The organism is Streptococcus sp. 3167 (genome assembly GCF_013277175.1).
Taxonomy (GTDB): domain Bacteria; phylum Bacillota; class Bacilli; order Lactobacillales; family Streptococcaceae; genus Streptococcus; species Streptococcus pseudopneumoniae.
The window spans coordinates 13767-33753 of the sequence record NZ_VMML01000022.1; the positions used below are offsets into that span (position 1 = coordinate 13767).

Genomic DNA, 19987 nt, shown 5'->3' on the forward strand with positions numbered 1-19987 from the left:
TTCGCTACATACTTAAGCCACCATCAATGGCAATCACTTGACCAGTTAGATAATCTTGGCCTGCTAAAAATACTGTCAAATCTGCAACCTGCTCTGCCTGCCCAAATTCTTTCATCGGAATCTGAGCTAGTGTAGCTTCCTTAATCTTATCTGATAAGATAGCGGTCATATCAGACTCAATCATTCCTGGAGCAATCACATTGACTCGTATATTCCGACTAGCGACTTCGCGTGCCACAGACTTGGTAAAGCCAATCAAGCCAGCCTTAGAAGCAGCATAGTTAGCTTGACCAATATTCCCCATCAAACCAACAACACTAGACATATTAATGATAGCACCTTCTCTGGCTTTCATCATCGGTTTCAAGACTGATTGTGTCATATTAAAGGCACCAGTCAGATTGACCTTGAGCACTTTTTCAAAATCTGCTTCTGTCATCTTGAGCATAAGAGTATCTTGGGTGATCCCTGCATTGTTGACCAAAACATCTACTGAACCCAGTTCTGCAATAGCTTGATCAATCATACGCTTAGCGTCTGCAAAATCTGATACATCTCCTGAAATGGGAACCACCTTGATACCATAGTTTGAAAACTCAGCGAGCAATTCTTCTGAGATTGCCCCACGACTGTTTAAGACAATGTTGGCTCCTGCTTGAGCAAACTTGTGGGCGATGGCAAGACCAATTCCACGACTCGAACCTGTAATAAAGATATTTTTATGTTCTAGTTTCATTTTTTTCCTTTCAAAACTTCTACTTATTTTAGTCTATTTTTCTAAAAGTGCTACTAAACTCGCTTGATCTTCCACATGAGCTAAGTGAGCAGTTTGATCAATTTTTTTAACAAAACCTGACAAGACTTTCCCCGGTCCAATCTCGATAAAGTTGCTTATGCCTGCTTCTTGCATGACCCCAATACTTTCATAGAAACGAACGGGTTCCTTGACCTGACGCGTCAAGAGCTGAGCAATGTCCTCTTTTTGCATCACAGCAGCTTCTGTATTGCCGACTAGGGGACAAGTAAAATCTGAAAAACTTACCTGAGCTAGAGTTTCAGCTAGTTTCTGGCTAGCAGGTTCAAGGAGAGCGGTGTGAAAGGGACCTGACACCTTGAGAGGAATCAAGCGTTTGGCACCTGCTTCTTGCAAAAGTTCAACCGCTCGATCAACTGCAACCACTTCTCCAGCAATGACGATTTGTGCAGGTGTGTTATAGTTGGCTGGAGTAACCACTCCAAGTTCAGAAGCTTTTTGACAGGCTTCTTCAATGACCTCTACTGGCGTATTGAGAACTGCTACCATCTTGCCAGAGTCAGCAGGAGCCGCTTCTTCCATATAGGCTCCACGCTTAGCTACCAAGGCAACCGCATCTTCAAAATCCAAGGCGCCGCTTGCCACCAAGGCAGAGTATTCTCCAAGAGATAAACCAGCAACCATATCAGGCTGATAGCCCTTTTCTTGCAATAAACGGTAGATAGCAACCGAAGTCGCTAGAATGGCTGGTTGCGTATAGCGGGTCTGATTGAGTTTGTCTTCTTCCCTATCGATGAGATAACGCAAATCATAACCGAGCACCTGACTCGCTCGATCAATCGTTTCTTTGACAATAGGGTAGTGATCATAGAGATCCCGTCCCACCCCTAGATACTGGGCACCTTGACCAGCAAATAAAAAGGCTGTTTTAGTCATTTCTTACAACTCCTGCCCAGCGAGAGGCTTCTTCTTGAATTTTCTTAGCTGCTCCGTAATACAAATCTTTTAGGATTTCTTCAGCTGTTTCTTCTTTAGAAACAAGCCCTGCGATTTGACCTGCCATGACAGAGCCACCATCCACATCACCGTGAACAACTGCTTTGGCTAGGGCGCCTGCTCCCATTTGTTCAAAGATTTCTAAATCAGGATCTTCCTGCTTAAAGGCATCTTTTTCAGCCAGTTCAAAATCTCTAGTCAACTGATTTTTAATAGCACGAACAGCATGACCAAAGTGCTGAGCTGAAATCGTAGTATCAATATCCCTTGCTTTTAAAATTTTCTCCTTGTAGTTTGGATGGGCATTCGACTCTTTTGCAACTACAAACCGTGTCCCCACCTGTACAGCCTCTGCACCTAGCATAAAGCCAGCCGCAGCACCTTCACCATCCGCAATTCCTCCTGCAGCAATAACAGGAATAGATACAGCTGCCGCCACTTGACGCACCAAGGTCATGGTTGTTAATTTACCGATATGTCCCCCAGCTTCCATTCCTTCTGCAATAACAGCGTCTGCACCGATTTTTTCCATGCGTTTAGCTAAAGCAACACTAGGAACGACAGGAATAACGATTATCCCTGCTTCATGGAAGCGTTCCATGTATTTGCCAGGATTTCCTGCCCCTGTTGTCACTACCTTAACACCTTCCTCGATAACAAGGTCTACAATATCTTCCACAAAGGGAGACAAGAGCATGATGTTGACACCAAAAGGTTTATCAGTCAATGATTTGATTTTATCAATATTGGCCTTGACAACTTCTTTAGGGGCATTCCCCCCACCGATAATGCCTAGTCCCCCAGCCTTGGAAACAGCCCCTGCCAAATCACCATCAGCAACCCAGGCCATTCCTCCTTGGAAAATAGGATACTCAATATTCAATAATTCTGTAATACGCGTTTTCATAGTGCCTCCATCGTTTCTTGCTTACGTAATAGTTCGATACTGTCATAATTTGACAATCAAACTATTGCCTAAACAAGAGGGAGCGGGTTTCCCTACTCCTTCTATCTATATTCTGCTTATACTCTTCGAAAATCAAATTCAAACCACGTCAGCGTCACCTTGCCGTACTCAAGTACAGCCTGCGGCTAGCTTCCTAGTTTGCTCTTTGATTTTCATTGAGTATTATTTTGTTTGCTCTTCAACGTAGGCAACCAAGTCACCAACTGTTTTCAAGTCATCTTCTGCTTCGATTTGGATATCAAAAGCATCTTCGATTTCTGAGATTACTTGGAACAAGTCCAATGAATCAGCGTCCAAATCATCAAAAGTTGATTCAAGTGTTACTTCTGATGCATCTTTTCCAAGTTCTTCAACGATAATTTCTTGTACTTTTTCAAATACTGCCATGATAGGACTCCTTTAAAATAAATAGTTTTTTATAACAATGTGTTCACCACATGATTACCTAAATTGTAAGAATGAGCGTGCCCCAGGTCAAGCCTCCACCGAAGCCTGATAGCAGAACAGTCTGACTACCATCTAAACGGATGAGGCCTTGTTCTACACACTCTGAAAGTAAAATCGGGATACTGGCTGCACTGGTATTGCCATATTCCATCATATTGGCTGGAAGTTTGGCTCGGTCAACACCAATTTTTCTAGCCATCTTATCCAAAATACGGATATTAGCCTGATGCAATAGCAGATAATCCAAGTCTGTCGCCTCTATAGGAGATTCTTCAATAGTCTGCTTGATAGACTTGGCTACATCCCGAATAGCAAAATCAAAGACCGCGCGCCCATCCATCTTCAAAAATGAATCTGCATTTTCTTGATCTGAAAATGGAGAATGTAGACCTGAATGTCCATAGGTCAGACACTCGCTGCGACTTCCATCGCTATTGAGACTCTCAGCCAAGAAATGCTCTTGCTCGCTAGCTTCTAACAAGACGCCACCAGCACCATCTCCAAACAAAACAGCTGTTGATCGGTCCGACCAATCGACTGCCTTAGAGAGGGTTTCACTACCAATCACCAAGCCTTTTTGAAAGCGACCGGAAGCGATAAACTTTTCAGCAGTTGAAAGAGCAAATACAAATCCACTGCAAGCAGCTGTTAGGTCAAAAGCAAAAGCTTTTTTTGCACCAATATTAGCTTGAACACGAGCAGCTGTAGAGGGCATCATCGAATCTGGAGTAATGGTAGCTAGGATGATAAAATCCAACTCCTCCCCTGTGATTCCTGCTTTTGTCATCAGTTTCTTAGCAACCTCTGTAGCCAAATCACTGGTAGATTCTGTTCTTGAAATATGCCTTTGTCGTATTCCCGTCCGACTTGAAATCCACTCATCATTGGTATCCATAATCTGAGCCAAGTCGTGATTTGTAACCACTTGCTCTGGCACATAATGAGCAACCTGGCTTATTTTTGCAAAAGCCATTATTTCAAATCCTCCAAAAATTGGTAAAGATTAGTCAAACCTTTGCTCATAACATCAATTTCTTCCTTACTCATACCATCAATGATTTTTTCAACCATGGCCTTGTGGAAGCGTTTATGCAGCCTATGAACCAAGCGCCCTTTCTTTGTCAAATGTAGATGCACCACACGACGATCCTGCTCTGAGCGAATGCGTTCAATGTAACCCTTGCGTTCGAGATTATTCAAACTAGTCGTAACTGTCCCAAGAGTCACCATCAACTCTTTTGACACTTGACTTGGTGTCACGTCTGGGAATTTCCCAATCACATCAATCGTATGCATTTCTTTGATGGAGATATCCTTGAAACGACTACCTCTCAAGCTCACTTCCTCAATGACAAGGACATTGTTAAATATAGATGTTAAATATTCATTAATTCGTTGGTAGTCCAATCTTTCTTTCCCTCCTTCTCAAAAAAACTTTTACAATCAAAACATTTGACAAGAGAATTATATCAAAGTTCAAAGAATGATGCAAGTATTTTTTTATTTTCCTGTAAATTTAGGCCGTCTTCTCTCCGAATGAGCTCGCACTCCTTCTTTGAAATCCTCTGTTTGAGCTAAGGATTCCTGTAGCTTCAGTTCTAAAGCAGCGTAATCCTGCCAGTCTTTAAATTGGCTCTCCCAAACCAACTTCTTAATGGCAGCATAGGAATTACTTGAACCACGTCTTAATTTTTTAAGAAGCTGTTCTCTCGTCTTTTCAAGTTTATCAGCTTCAGAAACGCGGTAAACTAGCCCCCATTCTAGGGCTTTTTCTGCGGTCAAAGCCTCACCTGTCATGGCTAATTGAGCAGCACGCGTCACACCAATACTACGGCTCAAGAGATGAATTCCCCCTGCATCTGGAGCCAAGCCAACGCCAACAAAGGCTTGAATAAACTTAGCCTTATCCGTCGCCAAACAGAAATCTGCCGCAACAGCCATATTCGCTGCGGCACCTGCAACAGCACCGTCAACTTCCATTAAAACAGGTTTGGCTATTTGTTTGATTTTATAGGAAATCGTATTGACCAACTCTGCGATTTTTGTCAATGATGGAATATCATCCTCATCCACTGCCCGCTTCATCTCTACTAAATCTCCCCCAACTGAGAAGACTTTGCCATTGGCATTGATCAAGATAAAATGCACAGCCGGATTTTCTTCTGCCAAAGTCAGGGCTTCTAAAATCTCCTCACACATAGGAATATGAAAACCATTTGCGACCTCAGGACGGTTCAAGGTAAGGATTGCCAAGTCCTCTTCAAGCTGATAAATAATGTGTTCCATCAGGGCTCCTTTTTATTTGTATAAGCAGTTTAAATTATTTTATGTTCAAAGTATATCTTTTTTAGGAGCAGAAAGCAAGAAAAAATCGACTGAAAGTGTCTCAGCCGATTGGAAAGGCTCGCTTTATCCTATAAAGCATCTTATTTTCTTCATTGAAAAAAGGCTTTCTTTCTGCTATAATCGTATAAAATACTTACTTTAGGAGTTCTTATGAAAGTTGTTAAATTTGGAGGTAGTTCTCTTGCCTCTGCTGGTCAATTAGAAAAAGTTTTAAACATCGTTAAAAGCGATCCAGAGCGTCGTTTTGTAGTCGTTTCTGCCCCTGGTAAACGCAATGCTGAAGATACTAAGGTTACGGATGCCTTGATTAAATACTATCGCGACTATGTTGCTGGTAGCGATATTAGCAAGAGCCAAAACTGGATTATCGACCGCTATGCTGCTATGGTTAGTGAATTAGGACTGAAACCAGCTGTGCTAGAAAAAATTTCAAAAAGCATTCGCGCCTTGGCCACTCTTCCTATCGAAGAAAATGAATTTCTCTACGACACTTTCCTAGCAGCCGGTGAAAATAACAATGCTAAATTGATCGCAGCCTACTTTAATCAAAACGGTATCGATGCACGCTATGTGCACCCTCGAGAAGCTGGGATTGTGGTCACAAGTGAGCCTGGTCACGCTCGCATTATTCCATCAAGTTATGACAAGATTGAGGAATTGGCAAATGCAAATGAAGTCCTTGTCATTCCTGGTTTCTTTGGGGTTACCAAGGAAAATCAAATCTGTACCTTCTCACGTGGAGGATCAGACATTACAGGTTCTATCATTGCTGCCGGTGTTAAGGCAGACCTCTATGAAAACTTTACGGACGTTGATGGTATCTTTGCAGCCCACCCAGGCATTATCCACCAACCACACTCGATTCCTGAGTTGACCTACCGTGAAATGCGTGAGTTGGCCTATGCAGGATTCTCAGTCCTTCACGACGAAGCCCTTCTTCCTGCCTACCGTGGAAAAATTCCTCTAGTTATCAAGAATACCAACAACCCTGACCATCCAGGTACTCGTATCGTTCTAAAACACAGTAGTGATGAATTTCCAGTTGTGGGAATTGCTGGTGACTCAGGCTTTGTCAGCATCAACATGTCTAAATACCTTATGAATCGCGAGGTTGGATTTGGTCGTAAGATTCTGCAAATCCTTGAAGACCTTAACATCGGTTGGGAACACATGCCGACAGGTATCGACGATCTTTCAATCATCCTCCGTTCTCGCGAACTAACTCCTATCAAGGAAGAAGAAATCCTGCGTCAGTTAGTTCAAAAGGCTGAAGTAGACCATGCAGAAATCGAGCACGACCTTTCAATCATTATGATTGTTGGAGAAAAGATGAAGAGCCATATCGGTGTCACCGCTACTGCGACACGCGCTCTATCTGAAAACAAAATCAACATCCAGATGATGTCTCAAGGTTCTAGTGAAGTTTCTATCATGTTTGTTGTCAATAAAGACCAAGAGAAAGCAGCAATCAAAGCCCTCTACAATGCCTTTTTCGGTGAAAGTAAGGAAGACTAATCATGGCCCAATCACTTAATAAAACAGTGCTTCTCAGCACGACAGGCACTTCCTACCTCTCTATCGCTGGAAAAGTTGGGAAATTCCTTGTCGGAGATCAGGCCTTAGAATTTTACCCAGACGTCAATGTCGAACAATTTATCCAGATTCCTTGGAGCCATATCAATCAGATTGGAGCCAATGTCACTGGACGAAAAATCAGTCGCCACTTCGAAGTCTTTACAGACAAAGGAAAATTCCTCTTTGCTTCAAAAGATTCAGGTGCCATTCTTAAAATTGCTCGCGAAAAACTAGGCAATGACAAGGTCGTCAAACTTCCTACCTTAATTCAGACCATTGGTCAAAAATTTAAAAATCTATTTGCAAAAAAGTAGAAACTTTAGTATAATCATAGCAACGGATAAGTAGGTTATCTTCTTCTTTCAGAAAGTCTGCGGGTGCTGCGAGCAGATAGGAGGGATAGGTGAAATTCTACCGTTAGTAACAATTACATACACAATCAAGTGCACACCTGTGAAGTTGGATGGAACCGTGGCCCTGCCACTCCAACGCTTTGTCAGGTGTGCTTTTTTCATAAAGGAGTTCTTATGTTAGATATCAAACGTATTCGTACAGACTTTGATGCTGTCGCAGAAAAATTTGCTACACGTGGTGTAGATGCTGCTGTCTTAAACGAGATGAAAGAAATCGATGCTAAACGTCGTGACATCTTGGTCAAGGTTGAAACTCTCAAGGCTGAACGCAACACAGTTTCTGCTGAGATTGCCCAAGCCAAACGCAACAAGGAAAATGCAGATGACAAGATTGCTGCCATGCAAACTCTATCTGCTGAGGTTAAAGCCTTGGATGCTGAATTGGCAGAAATCGATGCTAAATTGACAGAATTTACTACTACTCTTCCAAACATCCCTGCTGACAGCGTTCCTATTGGGGCTGACGAAGATGACAATGTGGAAGTTCGTCGTTGGGGCACTCCACGCGAGTTCGATTTCGAGCCAAAAGCTCACTGGGATCTTGGTGAAGACCTTGGTATCCTCGACTGGGAACGCGGTGGCAAGGTAACAGGCGCTCGCTTCCTCTTCTATAAAGGCCTCGGTGCTCGTTTGGAACGTGCTATCTACAACTTTATGTTGGACGAGCATGGCAAAGAAGGTTATACTGAAGTCATCACGCCTTACATGGTTAACCACGATTCTATGTTTGGGACTGGTCAATATCCAAAATTCAAGGAAGATACTTTTGAACTCAGCGACAGCAATTACGTCCTTATTCCTACAGCTGAAGTTCCTCTGACAAACTACTACCGTGATGAAATCCTTGACGGTAAAGACCTGCCAATCTATTTCACTGCTATGAGCCCATCATTCCGTTCTGAGGCTGGTTCAGCTGGTCGTGATACTCGTGGCTTGATTCGTTTGCACCAATTCCATAAGGTTGAAATGGTTAAATTTGCCAAACCAGAAGAATCTTACGAAGAATTGGAAAAAATGACAACCAACGCTGAAAACATTCTTCAAAAACTTAACCTTCCATACCGTGTCGTTGCGCTCTCTACTGGAGATATGGGCTTCTCATCTGCGAAGACTTACGACTTGGAAGTGTGGATTCCAGCCCAAAATACCTACCGTGAAATCTCAAGCTGTTCAAACACAGAAGATTTCCAAGCCCGTCGTGCCCAAATCCGTTACCGTGATGAAGCAGATGGCAAGGTGAAATTGCTCCATACCTTGAACGGTTCTGGACTTGCAGTTGGACGTACAGTGGCTGCTATTCTTGAAAACTACCAAAATGAAGATGGTTCCGTGACCATCCCAGAAGCACTTCGTCCATACATGGGTGGAGCTGAGGTCATCAAACCATAAAAAATAAGGTTTAGCTATTTCTAGCTAGACCTTTTTTCGTAACCAAATCAGATAAGCGCCTAATACAAAGAGCAAAATGATTAGGCAAATAACAGTTTCAGCCAGTACCAAATAATCCAAAAATGGAAGTTTCAAGATTCCCTGAGCCATCTTAAGCGAAGTAGCTGTGATAATAGTCGGGAAGGTGAGGGCTGAGAAGGCTGGTTGAAAACCTTGTTTTAAAATATTGGGTAGGCGAGTCAAAACAAAGAAAAAGAAGGATTGGGAAGCCAAAAGCATGAAAATCAAGACCCAAGTCGGTAGGCTAGCTCCTCCAACTCGAACCAGAGAAGCCAAAAGCAAAGAAAAGGGAGCACAGTAGATACCTTCTTGCCCAAGCAAGGCTAGTGGGAGTGGTTGCTTCTTTAAATCACTATAAATAAGGGGATAGAGATAGAAGGTAAGAAGAAAACCAAAACTCAAGGTCACATAGGCAATTTCAATGATACCCACCAGAGGATAAGTCAAGGCTGCTACCGCTATCCCTACATAAAGCACCGTCCAGCTAGGAGTAGCATGAACCCTCCGACCCGGACAAGCAAACTTGATAGTGAAACCAGCAATCAAGGCCAAATCCAAGAGAAATGAACACCACCAGAGTCCTTGCACAACCAAAGAAAGATGAGGGAAGACGCGAAAGACATAGGTCGATAAAATCATCCCAGCCATGGGAAAGGTGGCCATTCCTGATAAAAGAGGGGGCTTGGTCAACTCTTGCTTGGTTTCTTTCCAATTAAAAAGATGCAGAAGCAGAAAGTAAATCCACAAAATCAAACCTGTCAGACTAAAAAGATGTGACAGAACCGGCAACGTATCTAAAATAAGATTTCCAGATCCTGCTAAACCTAGCAAACAACCAGAAAATACCAAGGGGAGTTTTTTCATCCTAACCTCCAATAATCATGTTAGTTTCAGTATAGCATAAAAGCGCTTAAATGAGGGGATAAAAAACGAAGTCCGTTGATTTCAGACTTCATTTTTTACTCAGATATGAATTAAGCATAAGGTTGCAATTCTGGGTTAATTGGGGTATTGGCTAGGTTGTTGGCATAGTTACAGAGGCTTGCTAGGCTGACACCAAGAACCACATCCAAGGCATTTTGTTGGGTGTAGCCAGCTTCTAAAAACTCAGACAAGGCTTCATCTCCTACACGACCCTTGGTATTGATAACTGCCAAAGTAAACTTAGCTAGGGTATCCAATTTAGGATCTGTTTCAATTGGAGTACGATTGCGAAGAGCTTGAATCAAGTCATCATTCATCTGGATTTGTTTGATGGAAAAGGCTGTGTGACCTGCGACACAGAAGGCACAACCATTGGTCACGGCTGCCGTGATTTGCACCACTTCACGCTCAACGGGTGTCAGGCTGTTGCGACGGTTGATAGATGCGACAGTTCGGTATGCTTCTAAAGCAGTCGGTGCATTGGCCAAGAGACCGATTAGGTTGGGAATATAGCCATTGTTGTCTTTTTCTACTGTTTCAAGAACTTCTTTCACTTCTGCCGGTGCTGATTCTACTGTATGGATTGTAAATGTTGTCATAAGATACCTCTTTTCTTGTTATTGACACTAATATTATTGGAAAATCTTATAAAGTCCTGATTCCTAAGTTTATTTAAGACAAAGGTTTATTCTCTCATAAGATTTTCGTTGTATATTATACTCTTCGAAAATCAAATTCAAACCGCGTCAGCGTCGCCTTACCGTACTCAAGTACAGCTTGCGGCTAGCTTCCTAGTTTGCTCTTTGATTTTCATTGAGTATTAGTTTATCACACTTCCAATCATTTGCATAATATATATTATATATCAGCTTGATAAAAATCATTTATAGGCAAAAAAATCACACGCCATGTGTGATTTCATTATTTGTCAAAATACTTTTTAGTTTCAGCAATAACGACTGGCGACAAGACTAAGAGGGCAATCAAGTTTGGCAGAACCATCAAGGCGTTGACGATATCTGCGATAATCCAGACCATATCCAACTCGATAAATCCTCCCAACAAGACCATGAGCACAAAGACCACACGGTAGAGCCAGATAAAACGAACACCAAAGAGGAACTCGAAACAGCGTTCTCCGTAATAGTTCCAACCTAGAATCGTTGTGAAGGCAAAAAGTACAAGGAAGATGGTCAAGAGGGCAGGCCCAAAGTGTGAAAAGACTGTTGAGAAGGCTGACTGAGTCAAGGCAACCCCATTTAAGTCACCACTCCAAACACCAGTCACCAAGATGGTCAAACCAGTCAGAGTACAGATAATGAGAGTATCAATAAAGGTTCCTGTCATAGAAATCAAACCTTGCTCTACTGGTTCATTTGTCTTAGCCGCAGCCGCTGCAATGGGAGCAGAACCTAGACCAGATTCATTTGAGAACACACCACGCGCCACACCATTTTGAATAGCCATCCGAACGCTAGCACCAGCAAATCCACCTACCGCAGCAAGGGGACTAAAAGCCGATGTCAAGATTAAAGCGATTGTAGAAGGAATTTTCCCGATATTAAAGAAAATAACTGTAAGAGTTCCTAAGATATAAATGATCGCCATAAAAGGAACAACAGTAGTTGAAACCTTAGAAATGGACTTGAGTCCACCAAAGACAGCAATCGCTACAAAGACAGACAAGACGAGAGCTGTGATGGCTGGTGAAATAGCCGTTGTATTTTGGATAGATTCTGTAATCGAGTTGACTTGGGTGAAGGTTCCGATTCCCAAGAGAGCAACCAATACTCCTGCTACTGCAAACAAAACAGCAAGTGGTCGCCACTTTTCTCCCATTCCTAGAAGGATATAGTGCATGGGACCTCCCGCTACTGCACCATGGTCGTCCTTGGTGCGGTATTTGATGGCCAAGAGTCCTTCCGCATACTTGGTAGCCATTCCAAAGAAAGCCGCCATCCACATCCAAAAGAGAGCTCCTGGTCCACCAACCTTGATAGCCGTCGCAACTCCTATAATATTCCCTGTTCCAACGGTTGATGCCAAGGCTGTACACAGAGCTGCAAAACTGGATACATCACCATGTCCCTTATCCTGGATAAAAATAAGCTGAAAGGCCTTGGGCAGACGCAAAACCTGCAAGAGTCCTAGCCGAATAGTTAGGTAAATCCCTGTTCCGACCAATAAAATCAAGAGGGGCGGTCCCCAAGCAAAAGCATCGATTGATTTAAGCAATTCTAACATTTCCTTCTCCTATCTTTTCAACCCCAAAAGAAAGAGCACATGCAAGATACATGTACTCTGGAATGCTTAGATAAATGCTAAAAAGCGGTCTATCCTAGCTCTGTCCTTTTACCTGAGAGTTTGAGCAGTTGCCTGCCTTGCCCCTTCGGTGCCTTTACGGTCTCTCCAGAGTTCCGTCCATTTACAGTCATGGAAAATCAAACGATTCCCCACTTCTATTAAACTTCATTCGGTGTTGGTATTTAATTGATTCTTATTTTACAAAAAATGTTGGCTTTTGTCAATGTGTTTATTAGTAAAACTTAATTCAACAGTTTTTACTGTATAAAGCTCAGAATACTTCTATCCTTTAAAAGTGACAATAGTCGCGCCACTGCCTCCAGCATTTTGCGGGGCATAGCCGAAACTCTTGACATGTTTGTTTCTTTGTAGGTATTTAGTGACACCTTCACGGATGACACCTGTTCCGATACCATGGATGATATCAACTTGAGCCATATTGTTAAGCAAGGCTTGGTCGATAAAGGCATCTAGCTCATTCATGGCCTCTTCATAACGTTTGCCTCGAAGGTCCAGTCTGGCTTGTGGGCCACGACCAGAAGTTCGTTTCACGACATTGACCTGTTTCTTCTTGACTTGCTTTTCTTGCTGGGCTTGAACAAGGTCAAACTCTTTCTCTTCCAAGGTCATCTTAATCAAGCCAACTTGGGCTTCCCAACGGCCATCCTTAAGTTGACTGGTCAGGGTACCACGCTGTCCATAACTGAGAACTACGATATCATCTCCCACCTTTGGAGCTCGTTTTTTCTTGGCCTTTTGAAGGACCTTGTTTTTAGACAAATCTACTTTTTCAGGGGCCAATTTTTTCAACTTAGCCTTGGCTTCAATGATTTCGTGGGGCTTGAGTTGAGATTTAGTGTGGAGATTTTTGAGAATCTGGTCACTCTCACTGAGGGCCATGTCCACAATCTCAGCAGCCTGTTCACGCGCCTTGTTAAGCTCGGTTTCCTTTTCACGATTGAGCTCGTTGTAGAGTTTTTTGAGAGCACGATTCATCTTGAGATTTTCTTGCTCCACCTCACGGATATTGTCCAAACGTTTGCGACTCTCTAGCGTCTGCTCTTCCAGTTGTTCAATAATCTGATTGACATCATTGTCCTGATCAACCTGCTGACTGGCATCCCCTACGATAACTTCAGATAGGCCTAGACGTTTGGCAATTTCGAAGGCATTGCTTCGGCCAGGAACACCCTGCATAAAGCGATAAGTCGGGCGAAGAGTTGCAGTATCAAACTCCATGCTGGCATTTTGAACAAAGGCTGTCTCAATACCATAGGCCTTGAGTTCCGGATAGTGGGTAGTCGCCATTGTCTTGACTTGACGCAGGCGAAGGTCTTCCAGAATAGCCATGGCGAGGGCTGCTCCCTCTTGAGGATCTGTACCAGCCCCCAACTCATCCAAGAGTAAGAGTGAATGTTGATTGACCTTGCCAAGAATATCCACGATATTGGTCATGTGGCTAGAGAAGGTAGACAAGCTCTGCTCAATAGATTGCTCATCGCCAATATCGGCAAAGATTTCTTCAAAAATACCAACACGACTTCCCTTATCTGCTAAAATCGGCAAACCAGACTGAGCCATCACCTGCGTCAAGCCCAGAGTTTTAAGCATGATGGTCTTCCCACCTGTATTGGGACCTGTAATGACAATAGCTGTTAAATCTTGTCCAAAATGGACATCATTTGCAACGGCATTTTTGACCAAAGGATGGCAGACATGGAGCAGTTGAATTTCTTGATTTTCTGATAGCTGAGGAACGACTGCTTGCCTTTCTTGGATAAAGCGAACCTTAGCACGAATCAAGTCCAGATGACCGATAATCCAAGCGTCATTAGCAATCTCAGCCGCATGAGGGCGAACACGCTCAGAAATTTCTTGGAGAATGCGAAGCATTTCATAGCGCTCATCTGCTCGCAAACTGGCAATTTCTTCGCTCAGTTTGACCACCTCACGGGGTTCGATATAGACGGTGTTTCCGCTGGCAGAAATATCATGAACGACACCTGCAATCTTATTGCGGTAGGTATTTTTGACAGGTAGAACCTGACGGCCATTTCTGCTGGCAACGATTCCTTCCGTCAACATCTGCGCTTTTTGCTTGAGCAAGTCTTGTAAAACATCGCGTACCTGACTCTCGCTATCATGGATTTTTCGACGGATGCGCGCCAATTCTTCACTGGCAAAATTTTCAATGAAACCTGCATCATTAAAGGCTTGGAGATTTCCTTGTAATTGCGGAAAATCGTGTAATTTCTCAAACCAAAGGGCTAACTCTTCCAAACTGACATTTTCCAGATTGGCATAAAAACTTTGCAGTTCTCTGCTAGAAAGAAGCACGCGCTTCAAGAGGAGGAACTCCTCGATATTGAGGTCTGCTCCCATCTCCAACCGCTTGCAGACTCCTGCAATTTCCTTAGTTGCGAGAATAGTAAAATGCGGTTGCTCTACGAAAAGAGCCTGCATCTCCTTCATCTCAGCAAAAGCCTGTTTGATTTTATCTGCTTTAGCAGTCGGAGCCAGCTGTCTCAATTGCTCCAAGCCCTGCTCGGTCAACAAATGGGGCTCAAACAAGGCCTTGACCTTATTAAACTCTAATGTTTCTAATATTTTCTTATTCATCTTTATTTCCTTATCTTTGAATGTCTAGGTGTGATAGCTTTTTACATTCTAATAGATTCGAGTCAAATCTGTAAACAAAGGGCTAGGAAAACTCCTGCCCTTTTTATCCGATTAAATTTGTCACCCAGATTTGTTTGAGCCAACTGGTTGTTACTGGTATGCTCTGGATGATGTGTTTTGCGACGATACTCTTTTCAAGAGGATTTTGTATAGCTGCCATGGGGATGGTCGCCAAGATGGTCAAGGCCACTTGCAAGACAAATAAGGTCACCAACATGGACAAGATACCTGCTGAAACTTGGAACAACTTACCACCCAATTTTTTACTAGGAATCAAGTGTAAGAGGAGACCAAGCAAACGACCGATGCTATAGACAATCCCAAATACAAGCAAGAAGCCGATCCCTGCATAAAAGACCTTATCCAACTGAAAGAGTTGATCCGATGGGAAAAAGAAAGTTCCCTGACCTTCCTGCGGATTTGCATAAGGGAGCAGCAAATGAAACTGCTCGCCAAGCCCCTTGTAAAACTGACCAGCCATAAAAGCAGATGCCAGTGCTGAAATCAGGTAATAAACCTGTAAGAGCAGGCCTCTCCGATAGCCGATATAAAATCCCCAAGCCAAGACCAATAGAAGAAGGAGCGAAATCATAAGGAGTCCTCAATCTTGCTCTGTTCTTGCTTGCAAGTCACAAGCTTGTGGCGGAGTTCTTCTATCTCTTGCTCCTTATCGTCAAATTCAATCTCACGGCTGAGCTGAGTTGATAAACAGTTGACTGCCAACAAAAGAGCGATGGTTTCATCGTCTGCACTAGGCATTTGTTCTTTAATTGCTTGGTATTTTTCTGTCGCAACCTTGGCGATTTCCTCCATAAAAAGGTTATCATGCTCGCTTGTCAAGGTTAATGATTTTTTCCCGAATGTAAATTTGAATCGATTTAGATTTGCCATAAAATTCACCTCACGATATTATACCAAAATTCGCTAATTTTGTCAGTTTTTACAAATTTGCCTGCTTTTATGGTACAATAGAAACTATGGCAAGTATAACACTCACACCAAGTGAAAAGAAGATTCAGGCTTTTCTTGAACACTATCAAAGCAGTCTAGCTCCCAGCAAGAATCCCTATATTCGCTACTTTTTGCGACTACCTCAAGCAACGGTTTCTATCTATACTTCTGGAAAGGTCTTGCTTCAGGGTGAGGGAGCCGAGAAATACGCTCGTTTCTTTGGCTATCAAATGGTAGAGGAAAACAGGGGACAAAATTTCCCTTTGATTGGGACAGATGAGGTTGGAAATGGTTCCTACTTTGGTGGACTTGCAGTTGTGGCTTCCTTTGTCACACCTGACCAGCATGCTTTCTTGCGAAAACTCGGTGTGGGGGATTCTAAAACTCTGACCGACCAAAAGATTCGTCAGATTGCCCCTATCCTCAAGGACAAAATCCAGCACCAGGCACTGCTTCTCTCACCAAGCAAGTACAACGAGGTCATCGGAGACCGCTACAATGCTGTTTCGGTTAAGGTTGCCCTCCATAACCAGGCTATCTATCTCCTTCTTCAAAAAGGCGTTCAACCTGAGAAAATTGTGATTGATGCCTTTACCAGTGCTAAAAATTATGACAAGTACTCGGCACAAGAGGCCAATCGTTTCAGCAATCCTATCAGCTTAGAAGAAAAGGCTGAGGGCGAATACTTGGCTGTCGCAGTTTCTTCTATCATTGCGCGTGATCTCTTTCTGGAAAATCTAGAAAATCTAGGACGAGAACTGGGTTATCAACTTCCAAGTGGAGCTGGAACAGCTTCTGATAAGGTAGCTAGCCAGATTTTACAAGCCTATGGTATGCAGGGACTCAACTTCTGCGCCAAATTGCACTTTAAAAATACTGAAAAAGCGAAAAAACGCTTAGAAAGGTAAGTTATGAATTCATTTAAAAATTTCCTAAAAGAGTGGGGATTATTCCTCCTGATTCTGTCATTACTAGCTTTAAGTCGTATCTTTTTTTGGAGTAATGTCCGCGTAGAAGGACACTCCATGGATCCTACCCTAGCGGATGGCGAAATTCTCTTTGTCGTTAAGCACCTCCCTATTGACCGTTTTGATATCGTGGTGGCCCATGAGGAAGATGGCAATAAGGACATCGTCAAGCGCGTCATCGGAATGCCTGGCGATACCATCCGTTACGAAAATGATAAACTTTACATCAATGACAAAGAGACAGATGAACCTTATCTAGCTAACTATATCAAACGCTTCAAGGATGACAAACTCCAAAGCACCTACTCAGGCAAGGGATTTGAAGGAAATAAAGGAACTTTCTTTAGAAGTATCGCTCAAAAAGCTCAAGCCTTCACAGTTGATGTCAACTACAACACCAACTTTAGCTTTACAGTTCCAGAAGGAGAATACCTTCTCCTCGGAGACGACCGCTTGGTTTCGAGCGACAGCCGCCACGTAGGTACCTTCAAAGCAAAAGATATCACAGGGGAAGCTAAATTCCGCTTCTGGCCAATCACCCGTATCGGAACATTTTAAGAGACCTAAGAGGCCGAGAATCAGCAATCTCAGCCTCTTCTTCTATCGTGAGAAGATGATTATTCACTACCCAGTTTGATTAAGATAGAAACAAAGTTATACTCAATGAAAATCAAAGAGCAAACTAGGAAGCTAGCCGCAGGCTGCTCAAAACAGTGTTTTGAGGTTGCAGATAGAGCTGACGTGGTTTGAAGAGATTTTCGAAGAGTATTAACTCTCACCTATTCATGCAAAGGAATTTTATGGAAGTTTATTTTTCAGGAACCATTGAACGGATTATTTTTGAAAATCCCAGCAATTTTTATCGCATCCTCCTCCTAGAAATCGACGATACGGACGCAGAGGATTTTGATGATTTTGAAATCATTGTCACAGGAACCATGGCTGATGTAATTGAGGGCGAAGACTATACTTTTTGGGGGCAAATTGTCCAGCACTCCAAGTATGGAGAACAACTGCAAATCAGTCGTTATGATCGCGCAAAACCAACTAGTAAGGGCTTGGTCAAGTACTTTTCAAGTAGCCATTTCAAGGGGATTGGTCTCAAGACAGCTCAGAAAATCGTAGATACCTATGGCGACAATACCATTGACGAAATTCTGCAACACCCAGAAAAGCTAGAAGGCATCTCAGGGCTCTCTGCCAAAAATCGCGAGGCTTTCGTCTCCACTCTCCGTCTCAACTACGGAACGGAGATGGTTTTGTCCAAACTAGCCAACTACGGCATTCCCAACAAACTAGCCTTTCAGATTCAAGACTTTTACAAGGAAGAAACCCTTGATGTGGTTGAAAATTATCCCTACCAGCTGGTTGAGGATATCAAGGGTTTGGGCTTTACCATTGCTGACCAACTAGCTGAGGAACTAGGCATCGAAAGTCAGGCTCCTGAACGCTTCCGCGCCGGTCTAGTTCACAGTCTTTTTCAGGCCTGTATGGAAACAGGGGACACCTATGTTGAAGCACGGGATTTGCTGGAACAAACCCTTACTCTCCTTGAGTCTTCCCGTCCCGTGGAACTAGACCCCAGCCAAGTTGCCCAAGAGCTCTCCTACCTGATCGAAGAAGACAAGGTTCAGCAGATTGATACCAAGATCTTTGACAACAGCCTCTTTTTCGCTGAGGAAGGTATCCGCAGTCACTTGATTCGTATCCTTGAAAAAGGAAAACAGAAGAGCCAAGATTTAGAAACCATTCAAAAACATATCGCTACTGTCGAAGAAGATCTGGAGATTGAGTATGATAGTATTCAAAAACAAGCTATCTGTGATGCTATCCAGAATAAGGTCTTTATCCTGACAGGTGGACCTGGTACTGGTAAGACAACTGTTATCAATGGGATTATCGCTGTTTACGCCCTTTTAGAAGGACTTGACCTCAGGAAAAAAAGCAACCTACCTATTCTTCTTGCTGCTCCAACTGGACGAGCTGCTCGTCGCATGAATGAATTGACAGGCTTGCCTAGCGCGACCGTACACCGTCATTTAGGAATGACAGGGGACGATGATACCAGTCATCTGGAAGATTATCTGGATGCCGACTTTATCATCGTAGATGAATTTTCCATGGTGGATACTTGGCTGGCCAATCAACTCTTCTCCAACATCTCTTCTAACAGTAAAATCCTCATCGTGGGTGACAGTGATCAGCTACCTTCTGTCAGTCCTGGACAGGTTCTAGCGGACCTCCTTCATATTCCCTTGATTCCTCAGACTCGCTTGGAAAAAATTTACCGGCAAAGCGAAGAATCAACCATCGTCACCCTAGCTAGTCAGATTAGACAGGGCATCTTGCCAGCCGATTTCACCCAGAAAAAAGCTGACCGTTCCTACTTTGAAATTGCTAGTGGCCATATTCCAGCGACGATTGAAAAAATCTTAGGCGCTGCTCTCAGAAGTGGTATCCCTGCTCGTGATATTCAGGTTCTGGCCCCCATGTACCGAGGGACGGCAGGGATTGATGCCATCAACCAACTCATGCAAGATCTGCTCAATCCACCACAAAAAGACCAACTTAGTTTTGAAGCTCCCCAGTGCCACTATCGCAAGGGAGACAAGGTCATTCATTTGGTCAACGATGCTGAAATCAATGTCTTTAACGGAGATTTGGGAGCTATCATAGATCTGATCCCTGGTAAATACACCGAGTCGAAACAAGACGAGATTGTCATTGATTTTGATGGCAATGAGGTCTCTTACCCACGTAACGAATGGTACAAGATTCGCCTGGCCTATGCCATGAGCATCCATAAATCACAGGGAAGTGAGTTCCCTGTTGTCATCCTACCGATTACCAGTGCTAGTAGGCGTATGCTGGAGCGCAATCTCATCTACACAGCCATTACACGCGCCAAAAGCAAGCTTATCTTACTAGGTGAATTGCAGGCCTTTGATTATGCTACCCAGCACATCGGAACTGCCCGAAAGACCTATCTGATTGAACGCTTCAGTGATTTATTGGAGAATATTGAAGAAAAGCAACCAGTTGTCTCTGAAACAGTCACATCAAGTAACTCTGAACAATCCTACATCCTAACCGAAGAAAACTGGACCAGTATTCCAGCTATGATTGGGATTACAGACGCAGACCTCAGAGAGATTTTTGGAAAATAGTGCATAAGAAAACCCACCTAATCAGGTGGGTTTTTTGTTTATTAAGA

The 19987-nt window shown here is 43.2% G+C and carries 19 protein-coding genes and 1 riboswitch; of the genes, 6 read left to right on the forward strand and 13 right to left on the reverse strand.

The window, feature by feature from the left end:
• Positions 1-4 precede the first annotated feature (4 nt).
• The 7 genes from fabG to HT678_RS03545 form a co-directional block, all read right to left on the reverse strand.
• Entirely contained in the window at positions 5-736 is a 732-nt protein-coding gene (gene fabG / locus HT678_RS03515) for a 3-oxoacyl-[acyl-carrier-protein] reductase (RefSeq protein ID WP_000763052.1), read from the reverse strand.
• A gap of 33 nt (positions 737-769) precedes the next feature.
• Positions 770-1690, reverse strand: a complete 921-nt coding sequence (gene fabD / locus HT678_RS03520; RefSeq protein WP_023933124.1) for an ACP S-malonyltransferase — start codon at positions 1688-1690, stop codon at positions 770-772.
• Positions 1683-2657, reverse strand: coding sequence for an enoyl-[acyl-carrier-protein] reductase FabK (fabK, locus tag HT678_RS03525; RefSeq protein ID WP_172924595.1), 975 nt, complete (start codon positions 2655-2657; stop codon positions 1683-1685). The genes fabD and fabK overlap by 8 nt, the downstream gene beginning before the upstream one ends.
• Before the next feature lie 222 nt (positions 2658-2879).
• Positions 2880-3104, reverse strand: a complete 225-nt coding sequence (locus tag HT678_RS03530; RefSeq protein WP_000257838.1) for an acyl carrier protein — start codon at positions 3102-3104, stop codon at positions 2880-2882.
• Positions 3105-3162: 58 nt separating this feature from the next.
• Complete coding sequence (locus HT678_RS03535; RefSeq protein WP_119946911.1) at positions 3163-4137, reverse strand: beta-ketoacyl-ACP synthase III; 975 nt, start codon at positions 4135-4137, stop codon at positions 3163-3165.
• Positions 4137-4571 carry a MarR family transcriptional regulator gene (locus HT678_RS03540; RefSeq protein WP_000386353.1) on the reverse strand — a complete coding sequence of 145 codons (435 nt, stop codon included), beginning with the start codon at positions 4569-4571 and terminating at the stop codon, positions 4137-4139. The genes HT678_RS03535 and HT678_RS03540 overlap by 1 nt, the downstream gene beginning before the upstream one ends.
• A 93-nt stretch (positions 4572-4664) precedes the next feature.
• Entirely contained in the window at positions 4665-5450 is a 786-nt protein-coding gene (locus HT678_RS03545) for an enoyl-CoA hydratase (RefSeq protein ID WP_172924596.1), read from the reverse strand.
• A gap of 210 nt (positions 5451-5660) precedes the next feature.
• Between HT678_RS03545 and HT678_RS03550 the strand changes: the two genes are divergently transcribed.
• The 3 genes from HT678_RS03550 to serS all read left to right on the forward strand — a co-directional run bounded on the left by HT678_RS03550 (position 5661) and on the right by serS (position 8887).
• On the forward strand, positions 5661-7025 hold the full coding sequence (locus HT678_RS03550) for an aspartate kinase (protein WP_172924597.1): 1365 nt from the start codon (positions 5661-5663) through the stop codon (positions 7023-7025).
• 2 nt (positions 7026-7027) lie between these two features.
• A complete protein-coding gene (locus HT678_RS03555) occupies positions 7028-7399 on the forward strand; it encodes a DUF956 family protein (protein WP_000079357.1) in 372 nt (123 codons plus the stop codon).
• Between the two features lie 213 nt (positions 7400-7612).
• Entirely contained in the window at positions 7613-8887 is a 1275-nt protein-coding gene (gene serS, locus HT678_RS03560; protein WP_172924598.1) for a serine--tRNA ligase, read from the forward strand.
• Positions 8888-8911: 24 nt separating this feature from the next.
• On the opposite strand, the gene HT678_RS03565 is transcribed toward serS, so the two are convergent.
• The 6 genes from HT678_RS03565 to zapA all read right to left on the reverse strand — a co-directional run bounded on the left by HT678_RS03565 (position 8912) and on the right by zapA (position 15745).
• A complete protein-coding gene (locus HT678_RS03565) occupies positions 8912-9811 on the reverse strand; it encodes a TDT family transporter (protein WP_101514663.1) in 900 nt (299 codons plus the stop codon).
• A 110-nt stretch (positions 9812-9921) separates the two neighbouring features.
• On the reverse strand, positions 9922-10470 hold the full coding sequence (locus HT678_RS03570; RefSeq protein WP_000206765.1) for a carboxymuconolactone decarboxylase family protein: 549 nt from the start codon (positions 10468-10470) through the stop codon (positions 9922-9924).
• A 322-nt stretch (positions 10471-10792) separates the two neighbouring features.
• Complete coding sequence (locus HT678_RS03575) at positions 10793-12115, reverse strand: sodium:alanine symporter family protein (protein WP_000891475.1); 1323 nt, start codon at positions 12113-12115, stop codon at positions 10793-10795.
• A 90-nt stretch (positions 12116-12205) separates the two neighbouring features.
• Positions 12206-12294: riboswitch (glycine riboswitch) on the reverse strand.
• Between the two features lie 163 nt (positions 12295-12457).
• The gene (locus HT678_RS03580) at positions 12458-14794 is read right to left on the reverse strand and encodes an endonuclease MutS2 (RefSeq protein WP_138699426.1); all 2337 of its coding nucleotides are present in this window, start codon (positions 14792-14794) and stop codon (positions 12458-12460) included.
• A gap of 103 nt (positions 14795-14897) precedes the next feature.
• The gene (locus HT678_RS03585; RefSeq protein WP_101514799.1) at positions 14898-15446 is read right to left on the reverse strand and encodes a CvpA family protein; all 549 of its coding nucleotides are present in this window, start codon (positions 15444-15446) and stop codon (positions 14898-14900) included.
• Positions 15443-15745: a cell division protein ZapA gene (gene zapA, locus HT678_RS03590; RefSeq protein WP_031222907.1), complete on the reverse strand. Its 303-nt coding sequence runs from the start codon at positions 15743-15745 to the stop codon at positions 15443-15445. Before zapA ends, HT678_RS03585 begins: the two co-directional genes overlap by 4 nt.
• Positions 15746-15831: 86 nt before the next feature.
• On the opposite strand from zapA, the gene rnhC reads away from it, so the two are divergent.
• The 3 genes from rnhC (at position 15832) to HT678_RS03605 (ending at position 19940) form a co-directional block, all read left to right on the forward strand.
• Positions 15832-16713, forward strand: a complete 882-nt coding sequence (rnhC, locus tag HT678_RS03595; RefSeq protein WP_172924599.1) for a ribonuclease HIII — start codon at positions 15832-15834, stop codon at positions 16711-16713.
• 3 nt (positions 16714-16716) lie between these two features.
• A complete protein-coding gene (lepB, locus tag HT678_RS03600; RefSeq protein WP_101514801.1) occupies positions 16717-17331 on the forward strand; it encodes a signal peptidase I in 615 nt (204 codons plus the stop codon).
• A gap of 242 nt (positions 17332-17573) precedes the next feature.
• Positions 17574-19940: an ATP-dependent RecD-like DNA helicase gene (locus HT678_RS03605; RefSeq protein ID WP_101514802.1), complete on the forward strand. Its 2367-nt coding sequence runs from the start codon at positions 17574-17576 to the stop codon at positions 19938-19940.
• Positions 19941-19987 lie beyond the last annotated feature (47 nt).

What these genes read in the sequence shown, in the direction of transcription:
- fabG (WP_000763052.1), bottom strand. Translation starts at nt 736, where the DNA reads ATGAAACTAGAACATAAAAATATCTTTATTACAGGTTCGAGTCGTGGA.
- fabD (WP_023933124.1), bottom strand. Translation starts at nt 1,690, where the DNA reads ATGACTAAAACAGCCTTTTTATTTGCTGGTCAAGGTGCCCAGTATCTA.
- fabK (WP_172924595.1), bottom strand. Translation starts at nt 2,657, where the DNA reads ATGAAAACGCGTATTACAGAATTATTGAATATTGAGTATCCTATTTTC.
- HT678_RS03530 (WP_000257838.1), bottom strand. Translation starts at nt 3,104, where the DNA reads ATGGCAGTATTTGAAAAAGTACAAGAAATTATCGTTGAAGAACTTGGA.
- HT678_RS03535 (WP_119946911.1), bottom strand. Translation starts at nt 4,137, where the DNA reads ATGGCTTTTGCAAAAATAAGCCAGGTTGCTCATTATGTGCCAGAGCAA.
- HT678_RS03545 (WP_172924596.1), bottom strand. Translation starts at nt 5,450, where the DNA reads ATGGAACACATTATTTATCAGCTTGAAGAGGACTTGGCAATCCTTACC.
- HT678_RS03550 (WP_172924597.1), top strand. Translation starts at nt 5,661, where the DNA reads ATGAAAGTTGTTAAATTTGGAGGTAGTTCTCTTGCCTCTGCTGGTCAA.
- HT678_RS03555 (WP_000079357.1), top strand. Translation starts at nt 7,028, where the DNA reads ATGGCCCAATCACTTAATAAAACAGTGCTTCTCAGCACGACAGGCACT.
- serS (WP_172924598.1), top strand. Translation starts at nt 7,613, where the DNA reads ATGTTAGATATCAAACGTATTCGTACAGACTTTGATGCTGTCGCAGAA.
- HT678_RS03565 (WP_101514663.1), bottom strand. Translation starts at nt 9,811, where the DNA reads ATGAAAAAACTCCCCTTGGTATTTTCTGGTTGTTTGCTAGGTTTAGCA.
- HT678_RS03570 (WP_000206765.1), bottom strand. Translation starts at nt 10,470, where the DNA reads ATGACAACATTTACAATCCATACAGTAGAATCAGCACCGGCAGAAGTG.
- HT678_RS03575 (WP_000891475.1), bottom strand. Translation starts at nt 12,115, where the DNA reads ATGTTAGAATTGCTTAAATCAATCGATGCTTTTGCTTGGGGACCGCCC.
- HT678_RS03580 (WP_138699426.1), bottom strand. Translation starts at nt 14,794, where the DNA reads ATGAATAAGAAAATATTAGAAACATTAGAGTTTAATAAGGTCAAGGCC.
- HT678_RS03585 (WP_101514799.1), bottom strand. Translation starts at nt 15,446, where the DNA reads ATGATTTCGCTCCTTCTTCTATTGGTCTTGGCTTGGGGATTTTATATC.
- zapA (WP_031222907.1), bottom strand. Translation starts at nt 15,745, where the DNA reads ATGGCAAATCTAAATCGATTCAAATTTACATTCGGGAAAAAATCATTA.
- rnhC (WP_172924599.1), top strand. Translation starts at nt 15,832, where the DNA reads ATGGCAAGTATAACACTCACACCAAGTGAAAAGAAGATTCAGGCTTTT.
- lepB (WP_101514801.1), top strand. Translation starts at nt 16,717, where the DNA reads ATGAATTCATTTAAAAATTTCCTAAAAGAGTGGGGATTATTCCTCCTG.
- HT678_RS03605 (WP_101514802.1), top strand. Translation starts at nt 17,574, where the DNA reads ATGGAAGTTTATTTTTCAGGAACCATTGAACGGATTATTTTTGAAAAT.